Raw genomic sequence first — 22,853 nt, forward strand, 5'->3', positions numbered from 1 at the left:
ATGCACGGGTACCCCTTCACTCACACGTGTCCCATGAGCGGCAAATGGCCCCCGCAGGGTCCGCTCGCCCTACGAATGCGCCACCACCTCGCCCGCCGTCACCTGGGGCGGGTTGGGGAGCAGCTCGGCGAGGCGGTCCCGTACGAAGTCCTTCGCCCTGGCCGTCGACGCCTCGGCGCCGGAGCGGTCCTGGAAGACTCCCGTCGACACCATCACTCCGCCCCCGGCATCGACCCAGTAATAGGCCACGAAACCCGGGACCTGGCGCAGGAGCGGCACGAACTCCTCGTTCACCCGGCGCCCCGCCTCGGCCGGGTCGGTCACCTCTTCGTACCGCCGAACCACTGCGTACATGGCTGCTCTCCTCATGGATCGTGAGGCCGTGATCTGCGCTGACGGCGTACCCGCGATGGCCGGTGAGTCGTGCGCGAGACCGGCGTAAATCACCGGAAAAGGCCCCGTCGGTGGTCCGAACGGAGGGGCGGGACGGAGCACGGCACCGTGGGTGCGGGCTCTGATCGCCCCGTACGACCGGCGTTGTCAGTGCGGGATGTGAAGATGCCGTTCGGGAGGCGAGGACACGTCCGAGGCCGACTGAATCCACACGCCCAGATTCACCACCAGGAGACGCGGTGCCCACGGAATACTCGCCGGTCGATGAACTCAACCTGCTCAAGGAATTCCAGGACAGGGTCGGATACGAGTACTACGCCGACGGCTTCGAGCTGACGGAGTACGGCGACCTGTCCGGCCTGGTGGCGGGCTGGTCCGACGACCCCGAATTCACCGGCCGGCTGATTCCCTTCGCGCAGGCCACCGGCGGCGGCTCCTTCTACGCGCTCTGGAGGCTCGACGACCGCGCCGACGCCGCCGGACTGCCCGTGGTCGTCTTCGGCGACGAGGGCGGCCAGCACGTCGTCGCCCGGAATCTGCGGGAACTTTTCCGACTTCTCGGCTTCGACGCGGAGATCAGCGTCGACTGGGACGAGGCCTACTACTACCGCTCCGAGGACGAGCCCCACTCCGACCGCCACGACGAGTACGTGGATTGGCTCGACCGGCAATTCGCGCTACCCGTGGCGAAGGACCCGGCGGCCGTCCTTGCGGCAGCGCAGGCGGACTTGGGGCAGCGGTTCGCGAACTGGGCCAAGCCCTTTCTCCCTTGAGCACGTACTGGGCGCACACTCGCACACCACCTCTTCCAGCCTGATGAGCGAACACGAGGAAAGGCCCATGCACGGAGTGCCGTTGACGGAACAGGTCATAGCCGCGGTGCGCCGCGATCCGGCGGCCGGCGCCCTCCCGTATCTGCTGCCGCATGTGAATGTGCCCTGGGTGGAAGGCGGCGTCGCCAACCCGATGGCCGAGGATCTGCTCGCCGACGCCACCTTCCCCTCCGGGCGACCGCTGTCGCCGAGCCTGCGCGCCTGGCTGGCGTACGACATCAGCCTGCTGGAGCGGCACAAGTGGTTCACCCCCGACGGCGACTTCGCGCCGCGGCCACTGGACCAGTTGGTCGGTGACGAGATGGGCGACTTCTGGGGCGCGGAGTTCGCGTGGCTGTCCGGGCGCCTCTCCGAGTGCTTCCTGCTGCCGGGCGGCTCGGACTCCCGGCGCATCCTGGCCGTCACCGACCCGGACGAGGAGGGGGAGTACCCGGTGCTCGCCCTCGACCTGGACGACGTGCCCTACCTGGGGCTCATGTACCCGGGCTTCGACGTCTATCTGGCCGACACGGCGGGCCTGTTGGGCCTCGGCGAACGGGAGACCTACACGGATCTGATCCACCACGGAACCTACGGGCCCCGGATGCGCCGGCACGCCGCCCAGTGCTTCGCGGGGGAGTCCTGTGTGCAGTACCCCTTCGAGTTCGCACCCGTGTACGAGCAGCTCGGCCCCGAAGCGGGTCAGGACGGCACCCCGAACGGGACCGCGACAGGCCGATCCTGACGCGGCGGCGGCCGGTCAGGACGTCCCTGGCAGGGATCGCGGCGGCAGCGGCCCGGTGACTCCTTCTGTGCTTTCGCGCAGTACCAGCCGGTGCGCCACCACAAGATCCTGAGGTGACCGCACGCCGGCCGAGGAGGCGTCCGCCGGGGCGGATCCCGCGGCCTCGTCCATCCGGCGTTGCAGGAGTTCGACCGCGACATGGGCGACCGCGGCCTTGTCGGGCGCGACGGTGCTCAGGGTGGGGACGCTGAACCGTCCGGCCTCGACGTCGTCGAAGCCGATGACGGCGACCTCGTCGGGCACCCGGACACCGTGCTCGTGGAGTGTGCGCAGCGCGCCGAGCGCCAGCTGGTCGTTGAGGCACAGCAGCGCGTCGGGGCGGGCGCCCTCGCTCAGCGCCCGGGCTACCGCCTCGGCGCCGTCGGGCATCCGGAAGGACTCGACGGGCAGGAGGGCGGCCGGGTCGTAGGCGATGCCCGCTTCCGCGAGCGCCGCGCGATAGCCGCGGGTGCGGGCCTCGGCCGTGCCCAGGCCCGAGTCGTTGCGTCCGCCGATGACCAGGATGGCGCGGCGGCCGAGGCCGAGCAGATGCTCGGTCGCCTCCCGTGCGGCCTTCTCGTTGTCGATGGCGACGTGGTCGGCGCCCTCCTCCAGCAGTTCGCCGATCAGCACGGTGGGCGGGGACCCCGCGCGATCGCGCAGGTCGTCGGGGGTGAGGGCGAGCGGGCTGAGGATGACCCCGTCGACAAAGCTGGAGCCGAAGCCGGTCAGCGCCGCCAGTTCGTGATCGCGATCCGCGCCGGTCTGGTGGATCAGCACCGTCAGGGAGCGCCGCTCCGCCTCGCGGATGACATGCCGGGCGAGCTCGGCGAAGTACGGCACGTCCAGTTCGGGGATGACGAGGGCGATGATGCCGGTGCGGCCCTGACGCAGATGGCGGCCGGCCAGGTTCACCTTGTAGCCGAGTTCCTCGATGGCATCGCGGACGGCGCTTCTGGTCCGGTCGGAGACGTGGGTGTAGTCGTTGATGACGTTGGAGACCGTCTTCTCCGACACACCCGCGAGCCGCGCGACGTCCTTGATCCTTGGTCGTGCCACCAGAACCCTCCCTGCCCCTCGGAGCTGCTGAGTTTATGTCCCGGCAGGTCGCGGATCCGAAGCCGGACCGGAAGCGAGTCCGCCCTGCCTGACGGGCCCTCGAATTCAGGCCGCGCCTCCTGGCTCTTTACAGCCAATGTACATCGATGTAAAAACTAGCCATCGCATCGGCTCGACCGGTGCGCCCCCGCCTGACCCAGGCGGTGGATCACCATCCCCATGCGTGCTCCACCGCCGGTCCGGCATGCGTGTCCGGCCGTCGGAAGGTCCGCGATGTTCCCCCGCTTCTCCGCCTCACCACCAGCGCCCGCACCCGGTGCGGCACCTGATCTCACCCGCCGCCGGCTGCTGCGCAACGGCACGGCCGCCGCAGGTGCGCTGCTCGCCGCCGGCCCGCTGTCCGGCTGCGCGTCCCCGGCCGCCGCCGACGCCTCGGCGCTGAGCGTCTGGGACCTGTTCCAGGGCGGCGACGGCATGCTGATGGACGACATGATCAAGGCCGTCTCCAAGGGCCCGCAGCGCTTCGAGGTCGAGCGGACGATCCTGGACTGGGGCCCCTCGTACTACACCAAGCTGGCCATGTCCGCCGCAGGGGGCCGCGCCTCCGACGTGGCGATCATGCACCTCTCCCGGCTGGCCGGCTACGCGCCCGGCGGCCTCCTCGACCCGTTCGACCTGGACCTCCTCGCCGAATTCGGCGTCAGCCAGGCGGACTTCGCACCGGCCGTCTGGTCCCGGACGCAGCACGACGGGACGGTCTACGCCATCCCGCTCGACGTCCACCCCTTCATCGTGTTCTACGACAAGGAGGCCGCCGACACGGCCGGTCTCCTCGACTCCTCCGGTGAACTGGCGCCGATGGGCTCCCCGGAGGCCCTGCTCGACGCCGGCAAGGCGCTCGCGAAGGCGACCGGGCAGAAGGGCATCCTGTTCGGCCACGTCACCGACACCGCGCAGACCTGGCGGCAGTTCGCCGCCTTCTACGCCCAGACCGGCGCCACCTTCACCCTCCCAGACGGCGGCCCGCCGAAGATCGACGTCGACGCCGCCGTCCGCGTGGTCACCTTCATGCAGCAGCTGTTCGACGGCCGCACCAACCCCAACAACCTCGACTACAACGGCGCGATGGCCGGGTTCATCGGCGGCCGCGGCGGCATGATCATGCTCGGCGAGTGGGAGCTGCCCACGCTGAAGAAGTCCGGCATCCCGCTCGGCGCCGCCCGGTTCCCGCAGGTCTTCGAGAAGCCGGGCGTCTACACCGACAGCCACAGCTTCGTACTCCCGCACCAGGAGAACCCCGACCCGGCCCGGCGCCGCCAGGCCCACCGGTACGTCGCCGAGATGGTCAAGCAGAGCCTCACCTGGGCCACCGCCGGCCACATCCCCGCCTACCAGCCCGTACTGGCCGAGCCGGAGTACGCCGCCCTCGACCCGCAGTCCTCCTACGCGGACGCCGGAGAGGTCGCGGTGCTCGACCCGCCGAACTGGTTCGCCGGGGCCGCCTCGAACTTCCAGAACCGGATGTGCCAGCCCCTCCAGGCGGCACTGCTGGGCAACACCTCCGCCGAGAAGGCGGTGCGCCAGATGGTCCGCGAGGCGGACACGCTGCTCCGGCAGCCCAACCCGGTGGCCTGACGAGCAGAAGGAGTGACCCACGTGACCACCACCGCACCCCCCGGCACCGACACCGTGACCGGCCCGGCCTCCGACCGCCCCGGCGGCCTCCGCCGTATCGGCCTCAAGGCCGGCCGGACCGCGCAGGGCCCCGGCCTCGTCTTCGTCGTGCCGTTCCTGCTCGTCTTCGCCCTGTTCCTCGTCTGGCCCATCGTGCACGGGCTCTGGATGAGCTTCACCGACAGCTCACTCGCCCTGCGCGACACGGCCTTCGTCGGCTTCGACAACTACGCCGAGGCGTTCGGCGATCCGGACGTCTGGAGCAGCCTCGGCAACACGGTCGTCTTCACCGCCATCTCCAGTGTTCCGCTGGTCCTGATCGCACTGGCGATGGCCCTGCTGGTGCACAGCGGCCTCGCCGGACAGTGGGCGTGGCGACTGGCCTTCTTCGCCCCCTACCTGCTGCCCGTGACCGTGGTGACGCTCGTCTGGACCTGGCTCTACCAGCCGGAACTCGGCCTGGCGAACCAGTTCCTCGACACCATCGGCATGGCACCCGTCGGCTGGCTCTCCGACGAATCCGTCGCGATGTGGTCGATCGCCGCCCTCACCGTCTGGTGGACGGTCGGCTTCAACTTCCTGCTCTACCTCGCCGCGCTCCAGTCCCTGCCCTCGACCTACTACGAGGCCGCGGCGCTGGATGGCGCCGGCGCCTGGCGGCGCCTGTGGTCCATCACCCTGCCGCAACTGCGCCGGACCACCGCACTCGTCGCGATGCTGCAAGTCCTCGCCTCGCTCAAGGTGTTCGACCAGATCTACATCCTCACCAAGGGCGGCCCCAACGGCTCCACCCGCCCGGTCCTGGAATACGTCTACGACGTCGGCTTCACCGGCTACCGGCTCGGCTACGCCTCCGCCGTCTCCTACCTCTTCTTCGCCCTCGTCATCGTCGTCTCGCTCGTGCAACTGCGTCTCTTCCGCCAGGAGGACTGACCGTGTCCGCCACCGCAACACCCCTTCGCCCGCGGCGCCGTCCCCCCTTGGCGCCCGCCGAACCCTCCCTCGTCCTCGGACACGGCCGACTGCCCCGCGTCCTGGCCGGCACCGCGCTGGCCGTCCTCGCCGCCGTCTGGCTGCTGCCGTTCGTCTGGGCCGTCGCCACCTCGGTGCAGAGCGAGCAGGACGCCGCGTCGCCCGGACTCTCCCCGATCAAGGGCGCCTTCACGACCGAGGCGTACCGGCAGATCCTGGAACGCGGGAACGTCACCGTCTGGGCCTTCAACAGCTTCCTCATCGCAGGCCTCGTCACCCTGATCACGGTCGTCGTCTCCACCCTCGCCGCGTACGGCTTCTCCCGCGGCACCTTCCGAGGCCGCCGGACCCTGCTCGCCGTCACGGTCGCCGCCATCCTCGTGCCGCCGCAACTGCTCGTCGTACCGCTCTTCGAGCAGATGCTGCTGTTCAACCTGGTGGACACCTATGCGGCGGTCATCCTCCCGCAGGTCGTCGCGCCCATGATGGTCTTCATCCTCAAGCGCTTCTTCGACGGCATCCCGCGTGAGCTGGAGGACGCGGCCCGGATGGACGGGGCCTCGGAGTTCCGGGTGTTCCTGTCGATCGTGCTGCCGCTGTCCCGGCCGATCGTCGCCGCCGTCGCGATCTTCGTCTTCATCGGCGCGTGGAACAACTTCATGTGGCCGTTCATCGTCACCAACGACCCGGACCTGATGACCCTCCCCGTGGGCCTGGCCACCGTCAAGGATGCCTTCGGCATCCAGTACGCCCAGTCCATGGCCTCCGCACTGCTGGCGGCGCTGCCACTGATCGTGGTGTTCCTCTTCTTCCAGCGCCGCATCGTCGACTCCGTCGCCACCACCGGCCTCGGCGGCTCCTGACCTCACCCCCTCGCCGTACTCACAGGCCGGCTGCAACCCGCCGGCCCCCGATCGACTGGAGCATGTGTGCCCACCCCCTCCGTACCGCGCCCGGAGTATCCACGACCGCAGTTCGTGCGACGCGACTGGCTCAACCTGAACGGCGCCTGGCAGTTCGAGACCGACCGAGGGGACAGCGGGCTCGAACGCGGCCTGCTCGGCCGCGAACTGCGCGACGAGATCCTCGTGCCCTTCCCGCCCGAGTCCGAGCTGTCCGGCATCGGCGACACCGACTTCCACGAGGCCGTCTGGTACCGGCGCGCCCTCACCCTGCCCGCCGAATGGGCCGGACGCCGAGTGCTGCTGCACTTCGGAGCCGTCGACCACGACACCACCGTGTGGGCCGACGGCAAGGAGGTCGCCCGGCACCGTGGCGGTTTCACCCCTTTCACGGCCGACCTCGGCGACATCGCCGGCAGCGGTGAGGAGGTCGTCATCACCGTCCGGGCCCGCGACCCCAAGTCCGGCCCGCAGGCCCGCGGCAAGCAGGCGATCCAGTACGCCAACCACGACTGCAACTACACCCGCGTGACCGGCATCTGGCAGACCGTCTGGCTGGAGCCCGTCCCCGAACTGCATCTGCGGCGCCCCCGCATCACCCCCGACCTCGCCGGCTCCGCCTTCCACCTCGAACTCCCGATCTCCGGCAACCGCCCCGGCCACCGGGTACGTGCCGTCCTCAGCGACGCCGACGGCGAGGTGAGCCGCACCGAGGCACGCGCCGACCTGGACCTGGCCCCGCGCCTGCACCTGCCCGTCCCCGACGACCGGCGCCGCGAGTGGAGCCCGGAGGACCCGCACCTGTACGACCTGCGGCTGGAACTCCTCGACGCGACCGGCCAGGTGGTCGACGGCGTGGACAGCTACGGGGGTCTGCGCGCCGTCGGCCTGCGCGGCAAGGCCGTCCTCCTCAACGGCCGCCCGGTCTTCCAGCGCCTCGTCCTCGACCAGGGCTGGTACCCGGACGGGCTGATGACCGCGCCGACCGACGAAGCCCTCGTACGGGACATCGAGTTGGCCATGGAGGCCGGCTTCAACGGGGCCCGGCTCCACCAGAAGGTGTTCGAGGAGCGGTTCCTCCACCACGCCGACCGCCTCGGCTACCTGGTCTGGGGCGAGTTCGGCGACTGGGGCTGCGAGGTCGGCGGCTCCTCGGGCGACAACCAGCAGCCCGACGCCTCGTACGTCGCCCAGTGGCTGGAAGCCGTCGAACGGGACTACTCCCACCCCTCGATCATCGGCTGGTGCCCGCTCAACGAGACGTACCAGAAGCTCCACGACCGCATCACCCGGCTCGACGACGTCACCCGCGCGATGTTCCTGGCCACGAAGGCGATGGACGCGAGCCGCCCGGTGATCGACGCCTCCGGCTACGCCCACCGCGTCGCCGAGACCGACATCTACGACTCACACCACTACGAGCAGGACCCCGAAGCCTTCCGCGAGCTGATGTCCGGGCTGGCGAAGGACGCCCCGTTCGTCAACTCCCATGAGAGCGGGGCTCCTTACTCGGTGCCGTATCGCGGTCAGCCGTACTTCGTCAGCGAGTTCGGCGGCATCTGGTGGGACCCCGAGGCGGCCGCCGCCCAGACCGGCGAGGACCGCACCGAGTCCTGGGGCTACGGCGAACGCGTCCGGGACGAGGAGGAGTTCCACGCCCGGTTCGCCGGCCTCACCGGTGTCCTGCTCGACGATCGCGACATGTTCGGCTACTGCTACACCCAGCTGACCGACGTCTTCCAGGAGCGCAACGGCATCTACCGCTTCGACCGCAGCTCCAAGCTCGACGTCGACCGCGTCCGTGCCGCACAGCAGCGCCCGGCGGCGATCGAGGGAGAGGACAAGGACTGAGGTCTCCTACTTCAACTCCCGCTCAGAGCACGCCACATCGGCGCACCGGTCGTCGAGCAGGTCGCGGAACGACGTGCTCATGCGTACGACCGCGTCATTCGCCGCCTCGGAGAACCCGGCGTACTTGAAGTAGCCGTGGGGGAGCGTCGGCTCCTCCGAGGCGAGTACGTGTACGCCCGACGCCCGCAGTCGCTCCGACAGGACGCGGGCGTCGTCGCGCAGTGGGTCCAGTCCGGCGCTGAACAGCACTGTTGGCGGCAGGACGCCGAGGTTCTCGGACAGCAGCGGGGCGAAGCGCGGGTCCTGCCGCTGCGCCGGATCGGACACGTACGCCTCGATGAACCACTCGACGGCTCGGGACGTCAGCCCGAACCCCTCGGCGAACTCGGCGCGTGAAGGCAATGTCGGATCACCCGAGGCGAAGGGGCAGACGAGCAGCTGCGCGACCGGGGCCGAGGGCGATGACGCGAGGGCGAGAGCGGCGCCGAGGGCGAGATTCGCTCCGGCGCTGCTGCCCGCGACCGCGATCCGGGCCGCCGCACCGTCGAACAGCGTGCCCGCGTGCTCGTGCACCCAGCGGACGACCTCCACCGCGTCCTCGTAGGCACTGGGAAACCGGTGCTCGGGGGCCAGCCGGTACTGCACCGACACGACCGGCCGCCCAGTGACCTCGCACAGCATCCGTGCCTGGGCGTCGTGAGAATCCAGGTCTCCCTTGACGAAGCCGCCGCCGTGGAAGAAGACGATGACGCAGTCGTCGCGAGGGCCTTGGTAGAGGCGGATCGGAAGGGACCGGCCCCGGAGCGGCGCGATGTCATCGCGCACCAGCGGATCGGCGACCGGAGGCACACGCCAGTCGGCCTTCACCTCGCCACTTCTGAGGACTTCGGCGATCTGCGGATCGAGCTCGTGCGCAGCCACAGCCGGGTCACCGGGCCAGGCATGCGGCGAGGAATCGCTGCACGGTGGGCAGAACGGCGAAGTGGTCGTGAGCCGTGTCCGGGACCGTGTCGAGGCGTGCGTCGATGCCGTGCTCACGCCAGTTGGCGTGCAGCGCGTGGATGCGTTCGATGCGGTTGCTGCCCGCCGGGGCGGGACCGCGGGCGTCGGGCGGCGCGAGTTCCGCGCTGCCGGTGTCGTTCTCGCCGATGACCAGCTGGACGGGCAGGCCGCGCAGCGCGCCGGGGTCGACCTCGATGCCGAACTGCTCCTTGGCATCGGACGTGCCGTGCCACCAGGTCATCGCGGAGTCCAGCAGCGTGACCCGTCCGGGCGCGCCGACGGACAGGGAGGACAGCCGGTCGGGGTGCAGATAGGCGAAGCGGTGCGCGAACTGGCCACCGCCCGAGAACCCGTGCAGATGGAAGCGGTCGGTCCGCACATGCCAGCGGGCGGCGGCCTCCTCGACCATGGCGAGCAGCGTCTCGTCGGCCCGGAACCCCGTCGGTGAGAGCAGCTTGTAGCTGTCCACGTCATTGGGGCCGGTGATCCCGGCGGGGAACAGCGGCACGAGGACGACACAGCCCTGCCGCTCGGCGAACTCGGCGAAGGCGTTGCGCAGGGTCTCGGCGCGACGCCGCGTCCCGTGCACGGCGATCACCAGCGGGCGGGGCGGGCCGTCGGGACCATGTCCTTTGGGGACGTACAGGGAGTAGGAGAACCGCGGGTCGCGGGCGAGCGCGAACTGTGCGGTGGGGCCGGTGAGGAAGGACACGCCGGGGTGGTCGGCCGGCAAGTCCCAGGGGGACAAGGGGCGTTCGGTTGTCATGAGGCGTGGTCCGTTTCTATCGGGAGGTCCATGAGCGGGGCGTACTGCTGGCCGGCGTAGCAGTCGGCGTCGTGCAGGTCGCCCTGGGGCTCGGGGCGGGGGAAGGAGACCTTCACGGCGAGGGCCAGGGGGTGGTTGACCAGCAGGATGTCCGCGGGGTGGACGCCGTAGAGGCGGGCGAAGAGGTCCTTGTTGAGGAAGCCGGTGCCGACGAGAGTGTCGTAGGCAGCCTGGTCATGGCACATGAAGTCGAAGGTCAGGGTGAAGGGGCCCGCGTTCTTGGAGCGGACCAGGGAGCAGAAGTCCAGCAAGGTGGTCATGGCTCATACCTCCTCGGTGACGGTGCGGAAGAGCTCGGTCGGGGTGACGCCGGTGACGACGTGGTTGAGGGTGAAGCGGTACAGCGGGCCGCGGTCCGTCTCCGGCGGGGAGAAGGGGTAGGCCAGCGTGGAGACCAGGCCGTCGTACTCCGGGATCGGCAGGTGGCTGCTAGCGTGCGCGACGAAGGTCGCGACGGCGTGCGCGGTCGCCTGGTCGGGGGCGGTCACGGTGATCAGGACACCGATCTCGCGAGGGCGTAGTGGCTCGGGTTCGGCTGCCGCGAGTACAGCTCCGTCGCCGTAGAGGCGGAAGTCGATGTCCACGTCGGAGGGGTCGACGTCGCCACCGAACACGTCGAGGATCTTGTCCGCGAAGTACTTCTTCGTGAACGGCACCAGGTCGGGCAGGTGCCGGATGACCACCTGGTCGCGGACGCCGCCGACGATGACCGTCTGGTGGCCCACGAGTTCGGCGCCTTCGAGCTTGTTCGTGTAGCCGTCCGCCGGCATGAACCGTGCCCCGCGCACCCGGACGGTCCGCTCGTCGACGGCCTCGTACGTGGCGTCGGTGGTGTCGAGGATTCCCGACGGCTCGACTATGCGGAACGGGTCCGCGTTCTCGTACAGGGTGTGCGCCGCGACGGAACGAGGGGTGAGCCGGCTGTCCTCGGCGAGCGTGGTCACGTCGAAGTGGTCGTCGCGCAGGTGCACCAGGAGCCCGTTGGCCGACGGCGGGACGGCGCAGGCGGCGCCGCACTCGATGGTCTTCGCCATGTGCCAGGTCAGCCCGGGGTCGGCGCCGCGCATATGGGGGACCGCAGCGAACAGCGCGGTGTCGCTGGCCCGGCCGGTGAGGATGACGTCGCACCCGGACCGCAGGGCTTCCTCGATCGGCTCCACGCCCATCATGGCGACGGTGTGACTGCGTGCGAACAACTCCCGGTCGATGTCCGGCGCATGGGGTAGCGGCGCGATGCGGCCGTCGTCGAAGAACGCCTCCAGGCGCTCGGCGGGTTGGTCGGAGTAGATCAGCCCCATGGTGAAGTGCAGGTTCTCGGCCTCGGCGATGCCACGCACGAGTGCGGCGACCCGGTCGACGCCGATGTCCCGTCCGCTGGTCCCGCAGGACCCGATGATCAGCGGTACGCCGAGTTCGTCGCGTGCCCTGAGCAGCAGGCGCAGGTCGCGGGTGACGGCCTGGTCGGAGAGCTTGGGCGTGCCGGAGCCGAGGGCCGCGGGCCCGGAGTCGGTGGACCCGGCGTCGCAGGCGATGACGTGGGGCCTGGCTGCGACGCCGCGTCGGAACGCTTCGGCGTCGAAGCCGGCGCCGAGGGCTCCGGTCGGAGCGAGGATGCGGAACTCCATGAATGTCTCTGTTTCCTGTGCGATGGGCGTGGTCAGGGCAGGTCAGGCGGCCGGCGTGACGCGGCGCGCCAGCCGGGTGAAGACGACGAAGGTGATCGCGGCGAACAAGGCACCGTCGAGGAGCATGAACCGCCACCCCGTCATGTCGACGGTGAAGCCGAGCAGCGCCGGGCCGAGCGCCGCGCCGGTCGACGAGGCGACGGTGTACAGGCCGGTGTAGGTGCCCACCACGTGCCGGCTGGGGGCGAGATCCCACAGCGCGACGAGGGCGTTCACGGCGAAGGTCGCGTACCCGATCGAGGTGACGACCAGTGAGGCGACCGTGCCGGGCACGGTGGGGGAGGCGAAGCCTATGAGCAGGCCGACGACGAACAGCCCTACGCCGTAACGGATCGCCCGTATCTGGCCCAGTCGGGAGGAGGCGTAGGCGAGGGGGACGACGCACACCAGGAAGGCGACGGCGCCGGGCAGTGCGAGCCCGCCCGCCGCACCGCGGGACAGGCCGAGGGTCTCTGTGCCGTACGGGGTCATCAGTGCTCGCAGTGCGGACCACATGCCGGCGAAGCAGAAGATGCCGAGCATGAGCAGGGCCCGTGCGCGGGAGGGGTCGCGCACCATGTCCTTGACGACGGCCCAGGGCGATGTGAAGTCGGTCGGCTCGTCCTCTTCCTTCGCCTCAGCCACGGCCGTGGAGTGCCGGCGGCCCAGGAAGACCCACGAGGTGGTGAGGAGCACCAGCATGAGCACGGGCGGCAGCGCGAACGCGAGGGTGATGCTGCGGTCGACGACGAGCAGGCTGATCAGGGCCGACACGACGATGGTGAGACTGACGCCCGCCTTCACGAAGCCCTGGGCCTTGCCCCGGTGCGCGGGGGAGAGGTAGTCGGAGACCAGCGTCTCGGTGACACCCTTGAACGCGTTGGCCGTGGCCGCGAACGCGACGATGCAGAGCATCAGCGTGGGCAGATCGCCGGTCCAAGGGATCAGCGCGAAGGGTATCGAGGCCAGCGCCGCGCCGGTGAGGACGATGGCCCAACGGCCCCTGCCGTCCCGAGCGCGCCGGTCGGACACGAAGCCCATCCACGGCTGGATGAGGACGCCGAGCGCGTTGTCCATGCCCATGATGAGCCCGACCAGGCCCGCGGAGGTGAGGTACTGCCGCAGTTCGGCGGGGACTTGGGCGTCGTAGAAGTTCCAGACCGACTCCTGGGCGAAGACCGCGAGGGTCACCCACAGGACGGTGCTCGCACTCATCCGCCCCGGTGAGGTGGGGGCACTCCGGAGTGGGTGCGGTTGTGCGATCTCAGGCATGGCGGCTCCTTTGCCATATGCCATAGCAAGCGCGTCGGGCGGGAGGCCGTGCGCCTGGGTAGCGGCTCTGCTATTTGCTATAGCTTTATGAAGGTGGGCGACTCCCGCGGGCGCGGCAGTGGCAGCCGCCCGGCTCTCAGGCCGGGAAACGCCCCGAGATCAGAGAATCGCTGGACGCGGCGCTATGAGCGCTCATCAGCTCCGCCGCCCGGTCGCCGTCGCCGGCGGCGATGGCGTCGTAGATGGCCCGATGCTGGCGGTACCGCTCCTCCACCGCGCCGCGCCGGTCGCCGCCGACCTCGGCGAGGACCGTCGTGCGACGTTCGTCCGCGCCGAAGGCGTCGACCATGTGCAGCATCTGGAGCAGCGTCGAGTTGCCGCTCGCCCGGTCGACGAGCGTGTGGAAGGTCCGCATGCAGTGCAGGATCTCCTGGATCAGCTCGCGCGCCTCGTCACTGCCCGAATCGATACCGTCGGCCCGCCCCCGCAGGCCGTCGGCCTTGTCGAGCAGCGCGCGCATCTCCCGTCGCTGGGCCGCCGTCGACTTCTCGGCGGCCAGCCGGGCGGCCAGCGACCGCAGGGAGTCCCCGATCATGGTGAACTCCCGCAGCTCCTCCTCCGCGAACTTGGCGATGCGCACGGAGCGCGGCCCCGTCCGCTCGACCAGTCGGTCCTGCTCCAGGCGCCGCAGCGCCTCGCGCACCGGCGTCGCGCTGATGTCCAGCGACTCGGCGAGCCCGCGCTCGGTCACCTTCTGGCCCCGTTCGAGGCTGCCGGAGATGATCGCCTCGCGGATCGCGGTGTACGCCTGATCGCCGAGTGTCGCGGAGACCGTGAGGTGCGGAAGCTGTCCCATGTGCAGCACCGTATTTGCTACAGCATTATTTCTCAAGGGGTCGCGGCCGGCACCGGTACCTGCATATCCGCGGTATCCGCCCTCGGCCCGGACGGGGATCCGCCCTCGGCCTCGACGATGATCCGGTCGAGGCCGAGGGGAGGGCTCAGGCGAGACGCCGTCCCGCTGCTACGGCAGGCCGGCGGTCGCGAAGTACGCCCTGCACACCGTGCCCTCGAAGTCGGTGGCGATCTGGAGGACCCGCCTGCCGTCCGCCGACGGCAGGAGCGGTGAGCTGTAGTTCTGGCAGTAGTTCACCTCCGGATTCGGCACGGTCACCGGAGCGGCGATCGCGGACCAGGCCCCGCTGCCGTTCCGCGAGTTGGTGAGGATCGTACGGCCGCTCCCCGCGGCGGGCGTGCCGTCCCGGTTGAGCAGGCGCTGCCCGATCAGCAGGATCCGCCCGTCGGCCCCGCCGCCCGGCGTGGGCGCCCAGGCGATGGTCGGCGCGGCGCGGAAATACCTGCCGTCAGCCGTCTCGGGGCGGATGCCGAGGTTGGCGGGGTCACCCCAGTTCCAGCCGTCGGCGGAGGTCCGGTAGTGCACGACGCACTGGTACTGACCGCCGGGATTGCAGATCTCGTAGCTCATGAAGTACGTGCCGTTCGGCAGCCTTCGCACCACCGGCATCCCGGGCCGGTCGGGCGCCCAGGCGCTGGCCACGGTGTTGTGCTTGCCCTCCCAGCGCACCCCGTCGTAACTCCGCGCGGCCACGAGTTTCTGGCTGTGCGCGGCGTCGGTCTCGTCGGCGTAGTGGCAGACCAGGGCGCCGTCGGCCGCGACGGAGAACTCCGGTTCCCACAGCCCGCCCGTACCGCTCGCGACGGCGCAGGACGACAGGTACGACCAGGTGCGGCCCACGTCGTTGCTCCGCCAGATCCGCAGCGCCATACGGCGGTTCTGCTCGTCCTGGCCGACGGAGGCGGCCCACAACAGGGTGCCGGCCGGCAGCGCGCCCACCTGCCGGGGCAGTTCGAACAGGGTGGAGCAGCAGAGTCCCTGGCCCGCCGCGGACTCGGGGTCGGCGACTCTGCCGACCTCACGGAAGGTCGCTCCGGAGTCCGTGCTCTCGTGGATGGCGCCGATGCCGTTGTTGCCGTCGAAGGTGACGACGCTCGCGAGGACCCGGCCGTTGGCCGAGCCGTTGTGGGCGAGCCGAATGGCCCGCGGATACAGGCCCGTTCCGTCCCGCAGCGGTGTTCCGGTGGCGGCGAGGGCGGACGCGGATGCTGTCGTGGCGGTCGCAGCTGTGCCGGCTGTCATGGGGGAGGTGGCGGCCGGAGTGGCCCACAGCAGGCTCAGTGCGGCGGCCGGCGCGAGCGCGAGGAGTCGATGCCGTCCGAGGGCATGCCGAAATCGCAGGACCACCATGGTGTTCCTTCCGGGTGGAGGAGACGCGCGTCAGGCTAGAGCGGAATGTACATCGATGTAAACGGGCGGGACGGAACCGTTCCGCGAAAGCCGGCCGGCCCTCGACGCAGCGGCTGCGGGAGCTTCCAGGCAGGGGAAGGCACCCCGTGCTACAGGAGCCCGTACGTCTCCTGACGCCGATTCAGCCTGCGAGGGAGCCGTGCGGCGAGAAAGTCGATCAGCCTGCTGACCCGCTGCGGGACGTGCGCGTCGTCCTCGGTCAGGGCGTAGATGTCCGCGGCCGGCGTCGGCACGTCCGTCAGCACATGGACGAGTTCTCCCCGGTCGAGATGCGGCCCGACGTGCCACTCCGAACGCATGATGATGCCCCGCCCCTCCAGGGCCCACCCGGTCACCACGTCACCGTCGTTGCTGGACAGGCTGCCGCGGACGCGGATGTGCCGGGTGCCGGCGGTGTCCCCGAAGCGCCACAGCGCGAAGTCGCTCTCGTTCTCGCGCAGCACGATGCAGTCGTGCCCTGCCAGGTCCTCGATGCTCGTCGGCGTGCCGTGCCGGGCGAGATAGGACGGCGACGCGCACGGCACCCGCCGGTTCTCGGCGAGGCGGCGCATACGCAGCGACGAGTCGGGCGGGGCGCCCACATGGACGGCCACGTCGAACTCGCGGCGGTGAGGCCGCAGCGGAAGCGCCGAGGTCTGGAGCCGGACGTGCAGCTCCGGGTGGGCCTGCGCGAACTCGCCCAGCAGCGGGGCGATGTGCGAGCGCCCGAGGCCGAGCGTGGCCTCGACGATCAGCGAACCGCGTAGCCCGCCCGACCGGTCGGTGATCGAGTCCTCCAGCTCACGGACCTGGTCGAGGATCGTCGCCACGCGGGCCGCGTACAGCTCGCCCTCCGAGGTCAGTACGAGTCGCCGGGCGCCGCGCTGCACGAGCCGCACGTCGAGCCGGCGCTCCAGCGCGCTGAGGCGCTTGCTGACGACGGGCAGGGAGCAGCCGAGTTCCCGTGACGCTGCCGTGAGGGTCTCGCTCGACGCGACGACCTGGAAGAACTCAAGGTCGTCCAGGGGCGAGCGGTTCTTGCTGCCCGGCTGCCCGGGACGGCGAGGGCTTTCCACCCGGGAAAGCCTACCTTTCCGGCTACGGGCTTGTTGTGGGTATCGCGGCTGGCCAGGGTGTTCCCCAGGCCGTGAGCGGGACGCAAGCCCCGCACGCCGAGCGTCCCGGTTCACCGGTCGACGCCGTCCCATCCCGCAGGTGCTGCACGTGGCCAATGTGCTGCATGTGCTTCACGCGCTTCGTGTGCTGAGGAGAGAGATTCGTGCCGCAGAGTTACCGCATCGCAGCGATCCCGGGCGACGGGATCGGCCGCGAGGTCGTCCCCGAAGGTCTGAGGTGCCTGCAGTCAGCCGCCGAGGCGCATGGATTCGCCCTCGACGTCACCGAGTTCGACTTCGCCAGCGCCGACTACTGGGCGCGCCACGGCACGATGCTCCCCGAGGACTGGCGGGACGTCCTCGGCGGCTTCGACGCGATCTTCTTCGGTGCGGTCGGCCTGCCCGAGGTGGTCCCCGACCACGTCTCGCTGTGGGGCAGCCTCCTCCAGTTCCGGCGGGGATTCGACCAGTACGTCAACCTCCGCCCGGTCCGGCTGCTGCGCGGCGTCCGCAGTCCACTGCGCGATCACGGGCCCGGGGACATCGACTTCTACGTCGTCCGCGAGAACACCGAGGGGGAGTACTCCAGCATCGGCGGCCGGATCTTCGAGGGCACCCAGCGCGAGACGGTCATTCAGGAGACCGTCATGACCCGGACCGGCGTCGACCGGGTCCTGCGCTACGCCTTCGAACTTGCCGCCGCCCGCCCCCGCAAGCACCTCACCTGGGCGACGAAGAGCAACGGCATCTCGATCTCCATGCCCTACTGGGACGAGCGCGCGGCCGAGATGGCGGAGCAGTACCCGGACGTGACCGCGGACAAGGACCACATCGACATCCTGACGGCCAAGTTCGTCCTGAAGCCCGACCAGTACGACGTGGTCGTCGCGAGCAACCTCTTCGGCGACATCCTCTCCGACCTCGGCCCCGCCTGCACCGGCACGATCGGCATCGCCCCCAGCGCCAACATCAACCCCGACCGGACCTTCCCCAGCCTGTTCGAACCGGTCCACGGATCGGCGCCGGACATCGCGGGCCTCGGCATCGCCAACCCGGTCGGCCAGATCTGGAGCGGCGCGATGATGCTCGACCACCTCGGCGAGCACGAGGCAGCGGCACATGTCGTCGCCGCCATCGAGACCGTCCTCGGCGACCGGCCCGACGTGGTCACCCCCGACCTCGGCGGCACCGGCACCACCGTAGGCCTGGGCAAGGCCATCGCCGCCGAGATCGATCGAGGAGCCGGCCCGGACCGGCTCGCCGCCGTCGGCGACGTGGCCGCCACCAAGTAGGGCGAGCCGCCGCCCCCTTAACCCCGGCACTTCATCCGACAGCCGCCAACCCGGCGGCGGCGCGAAGGGACGACCCTCATGACGACGACGTCGGCAGGGCAGCGCTCAAGAACCCGGAGCATCACATTCCTTGTCGCTCTCGCGGTCTTCGCGCAGGAGTCGACCTGGAACTTCTACGAATCCCAGGTACCGCCCCTCCTGCGGGAGCACATCGGCAGCGCGGCCGTGGTGGGTGTGCTGATGGGCATGGACAACCTGCTGGGCATCTTCGTCCAGCCCTGGATCGGCAACCGCTCGGACCGCACCCGCACCGCCTGGGGCCGCCGAATCCCGTATCTGGTCGTCGGCATGCCGATCGCAGCCACGCTGTTCGTCGTCATTCCGCACACGGCGGCCTCCCTGCCGCTGCTGATCGCGGTGATGTTCGCCTACGCCCTGGTCGCCAACACCTTCAAACCCATCGCCGAGGCGCTGGTCCCCGACTTCATCGCACCCGAGCGACGCAGCCGCGCCAACGCCGTGGTCAAGATCGCCACCAGCCTGACGGCCATCGTCGCCGCGCTCATCAGCATCTTCCTCGTCGACGACCACCTGAACATCGCCTTCGCGATTCCCGCGGCCATCATGGCGGTGTCCATCGTGGTGCTCGGCGTCACCGTGCGCGACAGCCGGTCCCCGGCCTATCAGCAGGTCCTGGCCGAGAGCCTCACGGAGCCCGCCGACGGCAGGGCGCCGCGCGTGCGCGACACCTTCGTCGAGATCTTCAGGGACCGGGACCGCAGCAGGCTCCTGCTTCTCGCCGCCATCCTCCTCTTCGGCAGCGCCTGGGCCGCGTCCCGGTCACTGATCACGCCGTACGGCATGGAGGCCCTCGGCATGTCGCGCGGCGACGCCGGCGGCCTCACGCTGCCGAGCGGAGTCGCCTTCATCCTGGCCGCCTACCCGGCCGCTCTGTTCGCCGAGCGCTATGGACGGCTGCGGGCCATGGCCGTCGGCATGTCCGTCTTCGCCGGGGCCATGCTGCTCGGCACGCTCCTCCAGTCACCGCTGGGCGCCACCGTCGCCCTGTGCATCGCGGCCGCCGGAGCGAGCAGCTTCCTCGTCAACGCGGTCGTCGTCCTGTGGAACCTCGCCCCCTCGGCCAGGGTGTTCGGGACGTACGCCGGTATGTACACCGTGAGTTGGGCGGGCGGCGGCTTCCTGGGGCCTGCGCTGGTCGGGGGAATGGTCGACCTCAACGGGTGGTCCCTGATGCTGGTCGACATCGCCGCGGTCGCCCTGCTGGCCATCATCGTGATCGCCAGGATGGGCACCCTGCGGCGACGGTCCGCCCTGGCCCTCGCGAAATGACCGGACCGCCGCGCAGCACGACAGCCAGAAACGAGGACCGTGTGCCCCGCATCCTGATCACCACGGACTATCTGCGCCCCGGCGACGAGGTCGACGCCCGACTCCGCGCCCACGGCCACACCACCGTCCACGCGCCCATGGTCGGCCGCCGCGACCCCGAGCAGCTCGTCGCCGCCCTCGACGGCATCGACGCCGCCCTGGTCGCGAACGAGCCCCTCACCGCCGACGTCCTCTCCCGGGCGCCCCGGCTGCGGGCCGTCGTACGGACCGGCGTCGGCTACGACTCCGTCGACATCGTCGCCGCGGCCGGGCTCGGCATCACGGTGAGCAACCTGCCGGGCGTCAACGCCAATGCCGTGGCCGAGTACACCCTCGGCCTGCTGCTCGCCGCCGCCCGTCGACTCGTACAGAGCGCGACGGGCGTCGCCGCCGGCAACTGGCCCAGGGAGGACGGCCACGAACTGCGCGGCTCGACCCTCGGCCTGCTCGGGTACGGCGCGGCGGCCCGCGCTGTCGTACCGCTGGCGCGGGCGTTCGGGATGCGGGTGCTCTGCACCACGGGCGTGCCGGAGAAGGAGCGCGCCGATCCGCACGTGCGCTTCGTCGAACTGCCCGAACTGCTGGCGGAGTCCGACTACCTCTCCGTGCACACCGCGTTGACCGAGCGCACCCGAGGCCTCCTCGACGCGTCCGCCTTCCGCCTGATGAAGCCGACCTCGGTGCTCATCAACACCGCGCGCGGAGCCGTCGTGGACGAGCAGGCACTCGCGGACGCCGTACGCACGGGCCGGATCGCCGGGGCGGCACTCGATGTCGTGAGTGAGGAGCCGCTCGCAACGGACAGTCCCCTACGGGGAGTCGAGGGAATCGTCGTCTACTCCCACCTCGCGGGACAGACCGCCGAAGCCCGGACGGCCACGGGCCTCGACGGCGCGGCCGAGGTGATCGCCGCACTGGCGGGGCAGCCACGCTTCGCGGTCAACGCCCACCTGCTGAAGACCCACTGACAAGGAAAGAGGAACATGGACAAGGAACCGGTTGACTTCGTCACGGTCATGGCGCCGACCGGCATGCTCGGAGCCGGCTTCCCCGAGGCCACGATCGAGCGCGGCCTGCGCCTCGGCGCCGACGTGATCTCCGTCGACGGCGGCAGCACCGACTCCGGCCCCTACTATCTCGGCGCCTCCCAGCCCAAGACCACTCGCGCCGCCGTCGCCCGTGACCTGCGCATGCTGCTGAAGGCAGCCGCGCGTGCCGACATCCCGCTGATCGTGGGTTCCTGCGGCACCAGCGGCACCGACAACGGCGTCGACTGGGTCGCGGGCATCGTGGCCGACGTCCAAGCGGAGGAGGGACTGAACCTCCGAGTCGCACGGATCTACAGCGAGCAGGACTCCGCCGACCTGAAGGAATGCCTCGACGCCGGTCGGATCCACGCGCTGCCTCCCGCGGAGGAGCTGCGTCCGGAGACACTCGAAAGCTGCACGCACATCGTGGGCGTCATGGGACACGAGCCCATCGTCGCCGCGATCGAGGCCGGCGCCCAGGTCGTACTTGCCGGCCGTGCCACCGACACCGCCATCGCCGCCGCCGTCCCCCTCATGAAGGGGATGCCGGCCGGTCCGTCATGGCACGCCGCCAAGATCATCGAATGCGGCGGACAGTGCACCACCGACCCACGGGCCGGCGGCGTACTCGCCACCATCGACGCCAACGGCTTCTCCATCGAACCGCTGGCCACGACCGCCGCCTGCACACCGAACCTCGTCGCCGCGCACATGCTCTACGAGACCGCGAACCCGTTCCGGATGCGCGAGCCCGACGGCACTCTGGACGTAGGCGACGCCACGTACACCGCGGTCGACGAGACCACCGTGCGGGTCGAAGGCTCCCGGTTCCATGTCGCCGACCAGCACACCATCAAGCTCGAAGGCGCCCGCATCACCGGCTACGAGACGATGTCCTTCACCGGGATCCGGGACCCGCACATCCTCTCCGCCATCGACGACTGGGCCGCTCTCCTGCGCACGATGATCAAGCAGCGGGTGGAGCAGACGATCGGCCTGACCGACGACCAGTACGCCTTCGACGTCCGCCTCTACGGCTACAACGCCGTACTCGGGGACCTCGACCCGGCAAAGGGCGCGCCCCGCGAGGTCGGCGTGATGCTTCTGGTCAACGCGCCGGACCAGGCCACCGCGACCGCAGTCGCGAAGATCGCCAATCCGCTGATGCTCCACCTGCCGACGCCCGACATGAACTACCTGCCGAGCCTCGCCTTCGCCACTTCGCCGGCCGAGACCGAGCGCGGTCCCGCGTACGAGTTCGTGCTGCATCACGTCGTCGACAGCCGTACCCCCACCGACATGTTCCGCATCGAATTCGAGGAGGCCACGCGACGTGACTGAGACGACCCCCACCATCCTCGCGGACCTCGCACACGAGATCCGGTCCAAGAACGCCGGCCCTTTCTGGGTCACGATGGAGTTGTTCATGCGTGACGCGGACGGCTACCGCATCGCCGCGGACGAGTCCTTCCTCAACGAGCGGACCGTCGCCCGGCTCTACGACGTCGACGAGGAGGGCATCCAGATATTCCGGATCCCCTCGCTGAACGTCGTCAAGATCTCCTTCCCGCGCCCCGTCAGCCAGGCCTCGCTGTTCGACCGCGACATCCACTCGGGCCAACACCACGTGCCGCTCGCGGTGTTGCCCGTACCGGACAACTGAGCAGGAGGCCGAGTCGTCCGGCCCCGTCCGCCGCTACCCCTTACGGGCGAGTCCGCCGTGCTCGGCGACGACCTCCGGGGCGGACGGGCCGGGCTCCGGACGCCACTGCGTCACGGAGACGACGCCGGGATCGACGAGGTCCAGGCCGTCGAAGAACGCGGTGATCTCGTCGACGGTCCGCAGGTTGTACGGGACGGCGCCGCTGCTGTTGTAGGCGTCCTGCGCCTCCTCGAAGACCGGGTCGATGCCGAGTGACCCGTCGTTGATGGAGAGGTAGCTGCCCGCGGGCAGAGCGTCCATCAGCCGGGTGACGATGGATCGGGCCTGACCGTGGTCCCCGATGTGCCCCAGGATGTTGCTGAGGATGAGCGCGGTCGGCCGGCCGAAGTCCAGTGTGTCCGCGGCGGCCGCCAGGATGCGGTCGGGGTCCTTGACGTCGGCGTCGACGTAGGCGGTCGCACCCTCCCGGGTGGAGTAGAGCAGGGCGCGGGCGTGGGCGAGGACCATCGGGTCGTTGTCGACGTAGACGATCCGGGCCTCGGGCGCGAGCCGCTGGGCGACCTCGTGGGTGTTCTGGGCCGTCGGAAGGCCGGTCCCGATGTCCAGGAACTGCCGGATGCCCGCCTCGGAGACGAGGTACGTGATGTTCCGGCGCAGGAAGGCACGGCTGGAGCGGGCGATGGTCACGATGCCGGGGAAGACCGCGGTGTACGCGTCGCCGGCCTCTTCGTCGACACGGTAGTTGTCCTTGCCGCCGAGCCAGTAGTTCCAGATGCGGGCGGAGTGCGGAATCGACGCGTCGATCCTCGGATTCGTCGGCTCCGGAGCTGCCGCAGGGTCACTCATGGGT

22 protein-coding genes are annotated in these 22,853 nt (G+C 70.2%); 11 read left to right on the forward strand and 11 right to left on the reverse strand.

Annotated features, from left to right (window positions below):
• Positions 1 to 69 precede the first annotated feature (69 nt).
• Positions 70 to 354: a hypothetical protein gene (locus CP983_RS42580; RefSeq protein WP_107912512.1), complete on the reverse strand. Its 285-nt coding sequence runs from the start codon at positions 352 to 354 to the stop codon at positions 70 to 72.
• Positions 355 to 632: 278 nt separating this feature from the next.
• Between CP983_RS42580 and CP983_RS42585 the strand changes: the two genes are divergently transcribed.
• Both CP983_RS42585 and CP983_RS42590 read left to right on the forward strand, forming a co-directional pair.
• A complete protein-coding gene (locus CP983_RS42585; protein WP_150505903.1) occupies positions 633 to 1,166 on the forward strand; it encodes a hypothetical protein in 534 nt (177 codons plus the stop codon).
• 67 nt (positions 1,167 to 1,233) lie between these two features.
• The gene (locus tag CP983_RS42590) at positions 1,234 to 1,950 is read left to right on the forward strand and encodes a hypothetical protein (RefSeq protein ID WP_150505905.1); all 717 of its coding nucleotides are present in this window, start codon (positions 1,234 to 1,236) and stop codon (positions 1,948 to 1,950) included.
• 15 nt (positions 1,951 to 1,965) lie between these two features.
• Here the strand turns inward: CP983_RS42590 and CP983_RS42595 are convergent, their stop codons facing one another.
• Positions 1,966 to 3,048 (reverse strand): LacI family DNA-binding transcriptional regulator, encoded by a 1,083-nt coding sequence (locus CP983_RS42595; protein WP_150505907.1) that lies wholly within the window; start codon positions 3,046 to 3,048, stop codon positions 1,966 to 1,968.
• A gap of 273 nt (positions 3,049 to 3,321) precedes the next feature.
• Between CP983_RS42595 and CP983_RS42600 the strand changes: the two genes are divergently transcribed.
• From CP983_RS42600 to CP983_RS42615, 4 genes are all read left to right on the forward strand, one after another.
• Positions 3,322 to 4,683, forward strand: coding sequence for an extracellular solute-binding protein (locus tag CP983_RS42600; RefSeq protein WP_150505909.1), 1,362 nt, complete (start codon positions 3,322 to 3,324; stop codon positions 4,681 to 4,683).
• A gap of 21 nt (positions 4,684 to 4,704) precedes the next feature.
• The gene (locus CP983_RS42605) at positions 4,705 to 5,655 is read left to right on the forward strand and encodes a carbohydrate ABC transporter permease (protein ID WP_167537843.1); all 951 of its coding nucleotides are present in this window, start codon (positions 4,705 to 4,707) and stop codon (positions 5,653 to 5,655) included.
• Between the two features lie 2 nt (positions 5,656 to 5,657).
• The gene (locus CP983_RS42610; RefSeq protein WP_107912526.1) at positions 5,658 to 6,557 is read left to right on the forward strand and encodes a carbohydrate ABC transporter permease; all 900 of its coding nucleotides are present in this window, start codon (positions 5,658 to 5,660) and stop codon (positions 6,555 to 6,557) included.
• 66 nt (positions 6,558 to 6,623) lie between these two features.
• Positions 6,624 to 8,447 carry a glycoside hydrolase family 2 protein gene (locus tag CP983_RS42615; RefSeq protein WP_150505912.1) on the forward strand — a complete coding sequence of 608 codons (1,824 nt, stop codon included), beginning with the start codon at positions 6,624 to 6,626 and terminating at the stop codon, positions 8,445 to 8,447.
• Positions 8,448 to 8,453: 6 nt separating this feature from the next.
• Here the strand turns inward: CP983_RS42615 and CP983_RS42620 are convergent, their stop codons facing one another.
• The 8 genes from CP983_RS42620 to CP983_RS42655 all read right to left on the reverse strand — a co-directional run bounded on the left by CP983_RS42620 (position 8,454) and on the right by CP983_RS42655 (position 16,592).
• Positions 8,454 to 9,368 carry an alpha/beta hydrolase gene (locus tag CP983_RS42620; RefSeq protein ID WP_167537844.1) on the reverse strand — a complete coding sequence of 305 codons (915 nt, stop codon included), beginning with the start codon at positions 9,366 to 9,368 and terminating at the stop codon, positions 8,454 to 8,456.
• Between the two features lie 7 nt (positions 9,369 to 9,375).
• Positions 9,376 to 10,215, reverse strand: coding sequence for an alpha/beta hydrolase family protein (locus CP983_RS42625; RefSeq protein ID WP_150505916.1), 840 nt, complete (start codon positions 10,213 to 10,215; stop codon positions 9,376 to 9,378).
• On the reverse strand, positions 10,212 to 10,535 hold the full coding sequence (locus tag CP983_RS42630; RefSeq protein ID WP_150505918.1) for a DUF4387 domain-containing protein: 324 nt from the start codon (positions 10,533 to 10,535) through the stop codon (positions 10,212 to 10,214). The genes CP983_RS42625 and CP983_RS42630 overlap by 4 nt, the downstream gene beginning before the upstream one ends.
• Positions 10,536 to 10,538: 3 nt before the next feature.
• Positions 10,539 to 11,900: an acyclic terpene utilization AtuA family protein gene (locus CP983_RS42635; RefSeq protein ID WP_150505920.1), complete on the reverse strand. Its 1,362-nt coding sequence runs from the start codon at positions 11,898 to 11,900 to the stop codon at positions 10,539 to 10,541.
• Between the two features lie 42 nt (positions 11,901 to 11,942).
• Entirely contained in the window at positions 11,943 to 13,154 is a 1,212-nt protein-coding gene (locus CP983_RS42640) for an MFS transporter (protein WP_229914906.1), read from the reverse strand.
• 193 nt (positions 13,155 to 13,347) lie between these two features.
• A complete protein-coding gene (locus CP983_RS42645; protein WP_150505924.1) occupies positions 13,348 to 14,067 on the reverse strand; it encodes a GntR family transcriptional regulator in 720 nt (239 codons plus the stop codon).
• A gap of 168 nt (positions 14,068 to 14,235) precedes the next feature.
• On the reverse strand, positions 14,236 to 15,477 hold the full coding sequence (locus CP983_RS42650) for an exo-alpha-sialidase (protein ID WP_150505926.1): 1,242 nt from the start codon (positions 15,475 to 15,477) through the stop codon (positions 14,236 to 14,238).
• Positions 15,478 to 15,626: 149 nt separating this feature from the next.
• The gene (locus CP983_RS42655) at positions 15,627 to 16,592 is read right to left on the reverse strand and encodes a LysR substrate-binding domain-containing protein (RefSeq protein WP_189748895.1); all 966 of its coding nucleotides are present in this window, start codon (positions 16,590 to 16,592) and stop codon (positions 15,627 to 15,629) included.
• A gap of 203 nt (positions 16,593 to 16,795) precedes the next feature.
• Between CP983_RS42655 and CP983_RS42660 the strand changes: the two genes are divergently transcribed.
• The 5 genes from CP983_RS42660 to CP983_RS42680 all read left to right on the forward strand — a co-directional run bounded on the left by CP983_RS42660 (position 16,796) and on the right by CP983_RS42680 (position 22,003).
• Entirely contained in the window at positions 16,796 to 17,923 is a 1,128-nt protein-coding gene (locus tag CP983_RS42660) for a tartrate dehydrogenase (RefSeq protein WP_150505928.1), read from the forward strand.
• Positions 17,924 to 18,001: 78 nt separating this feature from the next.
• The gene (locus tag CP983_RS42665; RefSeq protein WP_150505930.1) at positions 18,002 to 19,273 is read left to right on the forward strand and encodes an MFS transporter; all 1,272 of its coding nucleotides are present in this window, start codon (positions 18,002 to 18,004) and stop codon (positions 19,271 to 19,273) included.
• Positions 19,274 to 19,314: 41 nt separating this feature from the next.
• Positions 19,315 to 20,280 (forward strand): phosphoglycerate dehydrogenase, encoded by a 966-nt coding sequence (locus CP983_RS42670; RefSeq protein WP_150505932.1) that lies wholly within the window; start codon positions 19,315 to 19,317, stop codon positions 20,278 to 20,280.
• A 15-nt stretch (positions 20,281 to 20,295) separates the two neighbouring features.
• Complete coding sequence (locus CP983_RS42675; RefSeq protein ID WP_150505934.1) at positions 20,296 to 21,681, forward strand: acyclic terpene utilization AtuA family protein; 1,386 nt, start codon at positions 20,296 to 20,298, stop codon at positions 21,679 to 21,681.
• Positions 21,674 to 22,003, forward strand: coding sequence for a DUF4387 domain-containing protein (locus tag CP983_RS42680; RefSeq protein WP_150505936.1), 330 nt, complete (start codon positions 21,674 to 21,676; stop codon positions 22,001 to 22,003). Before CP983_RS42675 ends, CP983_RS42680 begins: the two co-directional genes overlap by 8 nt.
• Positions 22,004 to 22,036: 33 nt before the next feature.
• Here the strand turns inward: CP983_RS42680 and CP983_RS42685 are convergent, their stop codons facing one another.
• On the reverse strand, positions 22,037 to 22,849 hold the full coding sequence (locus CP983_RS42685; RefSeq protein WP_150505938.1) for an SAM-dependent methyltransferase: 813 nt from the start codon (positions 22,847 to 22,849) through the stop codon (positions 22,037 to 22,039).
• Between the last annotated feature and the right edge of the window lie 4 nt (positions 22,850 to 22,853).

Origin of the sequence: Streptomyces chartreusis, from assembly GCF_008704715.1 — a bacterium.
GTDB classification, from domain to species: Bacteria; Actinomycetota; Actinomycetes; order Streptomycetales; family Streptomycetaceae; genus Streptomyces; species Streptomyces chartreusis.

What these genes read in the sequence shown, in the direction of transcription:
- CP983_RS42580 (WP_107912512.1), bottom strand. Translation starts at nt 354, where the DNA reads ATGTACGCAGTGGTTCGGCGGTACGAAGAGGTGACCGACCCGGCCGAG.
- CP983_RS42590 (WP_150505905.1), top strand. Translation starts at nt 1,234, where the DNA reads ATGCACGGAGTGCCGTTGACGGAACAGGTCATAGCCGCGGTGCGCCGC.
- CP983_RS42600 (WP_150505909.1), top strand. Translation starts at nt 3,322, where the DNA reads ATGTTCCCCCGCTTCTCCGCCTCACCACCAGCGCCCGCACCCGGTGCG.
- CP983_RS42625 (WP_150505916.1), bottom strand. Translation starts at nt 10,215, where the DNA reads ATGACAACCGAACGCCCCTTGTCCCCCTGGGACTTGCCGGCCGACCAC.
- CP983_RS42630 (WP_150505918.1), bottom strand. Translation starts at nt 10,535, where the DNA reads ATGACCACCTTGCTGGACTTCTGCTCCCTGGTCCGCTCCAAGAACGCG.
- CP983_RS42635 (WP_150505920.1), bottom strand. Translation starts at nt 11,900, where the DNA reads ATGGAGTTCCGCATCCTCGCTCCGACCGGAGCCCTCGGCGCCGGCTTC.
- CP983_RS42640 (WP_229914906.1), bottom strand. Translation starts at nt 13,154, where the DNA reads ATGAGTGCGAGCACCGTCCTGTGGGTGACCCTCGCGGTCTTCGCCCAG.
- CP983_RS42645 (WP_150505924.1), bottom strand. Translation starts at nt 14,067, where the DNA reads ATGGGACAGCTTCCGCACCTCACGGTCTCCGCGACACTCGGCGATCAG.
- CP983_RS42650 (WP_150505926.1), bottom strand. Translation starts at nt 15,477, where the DNA reads ATGGTGGTCCTGCGATTTCGGCATGCCCTCGGACGGCATCGACTCCTC.
- CP983_RS42665 (WP_150505930.1), top strand. Translation starts at nt 18,002, where the DNA reads ATGACGACGACGTCGGCAGGGCAGCGCTCAAGAACCCGGAGCATCACA.
- CP983_RS42675 (WP_150505934.1), top strand. Translation starts at nt 20,296, where the DNA reads ATGGACAAGGAACCGGTTGACTTCGTCACGGTCATGGCGCCGACCGGC.
- CP983_RS42685 (WP_150505938.1), bottom strand. Translation starts at nt 22,849, where the DNA reads ATGAGTGACCCTGCGGCAGCTCCGGAGCCGACGAATCCGAGGATCGAC.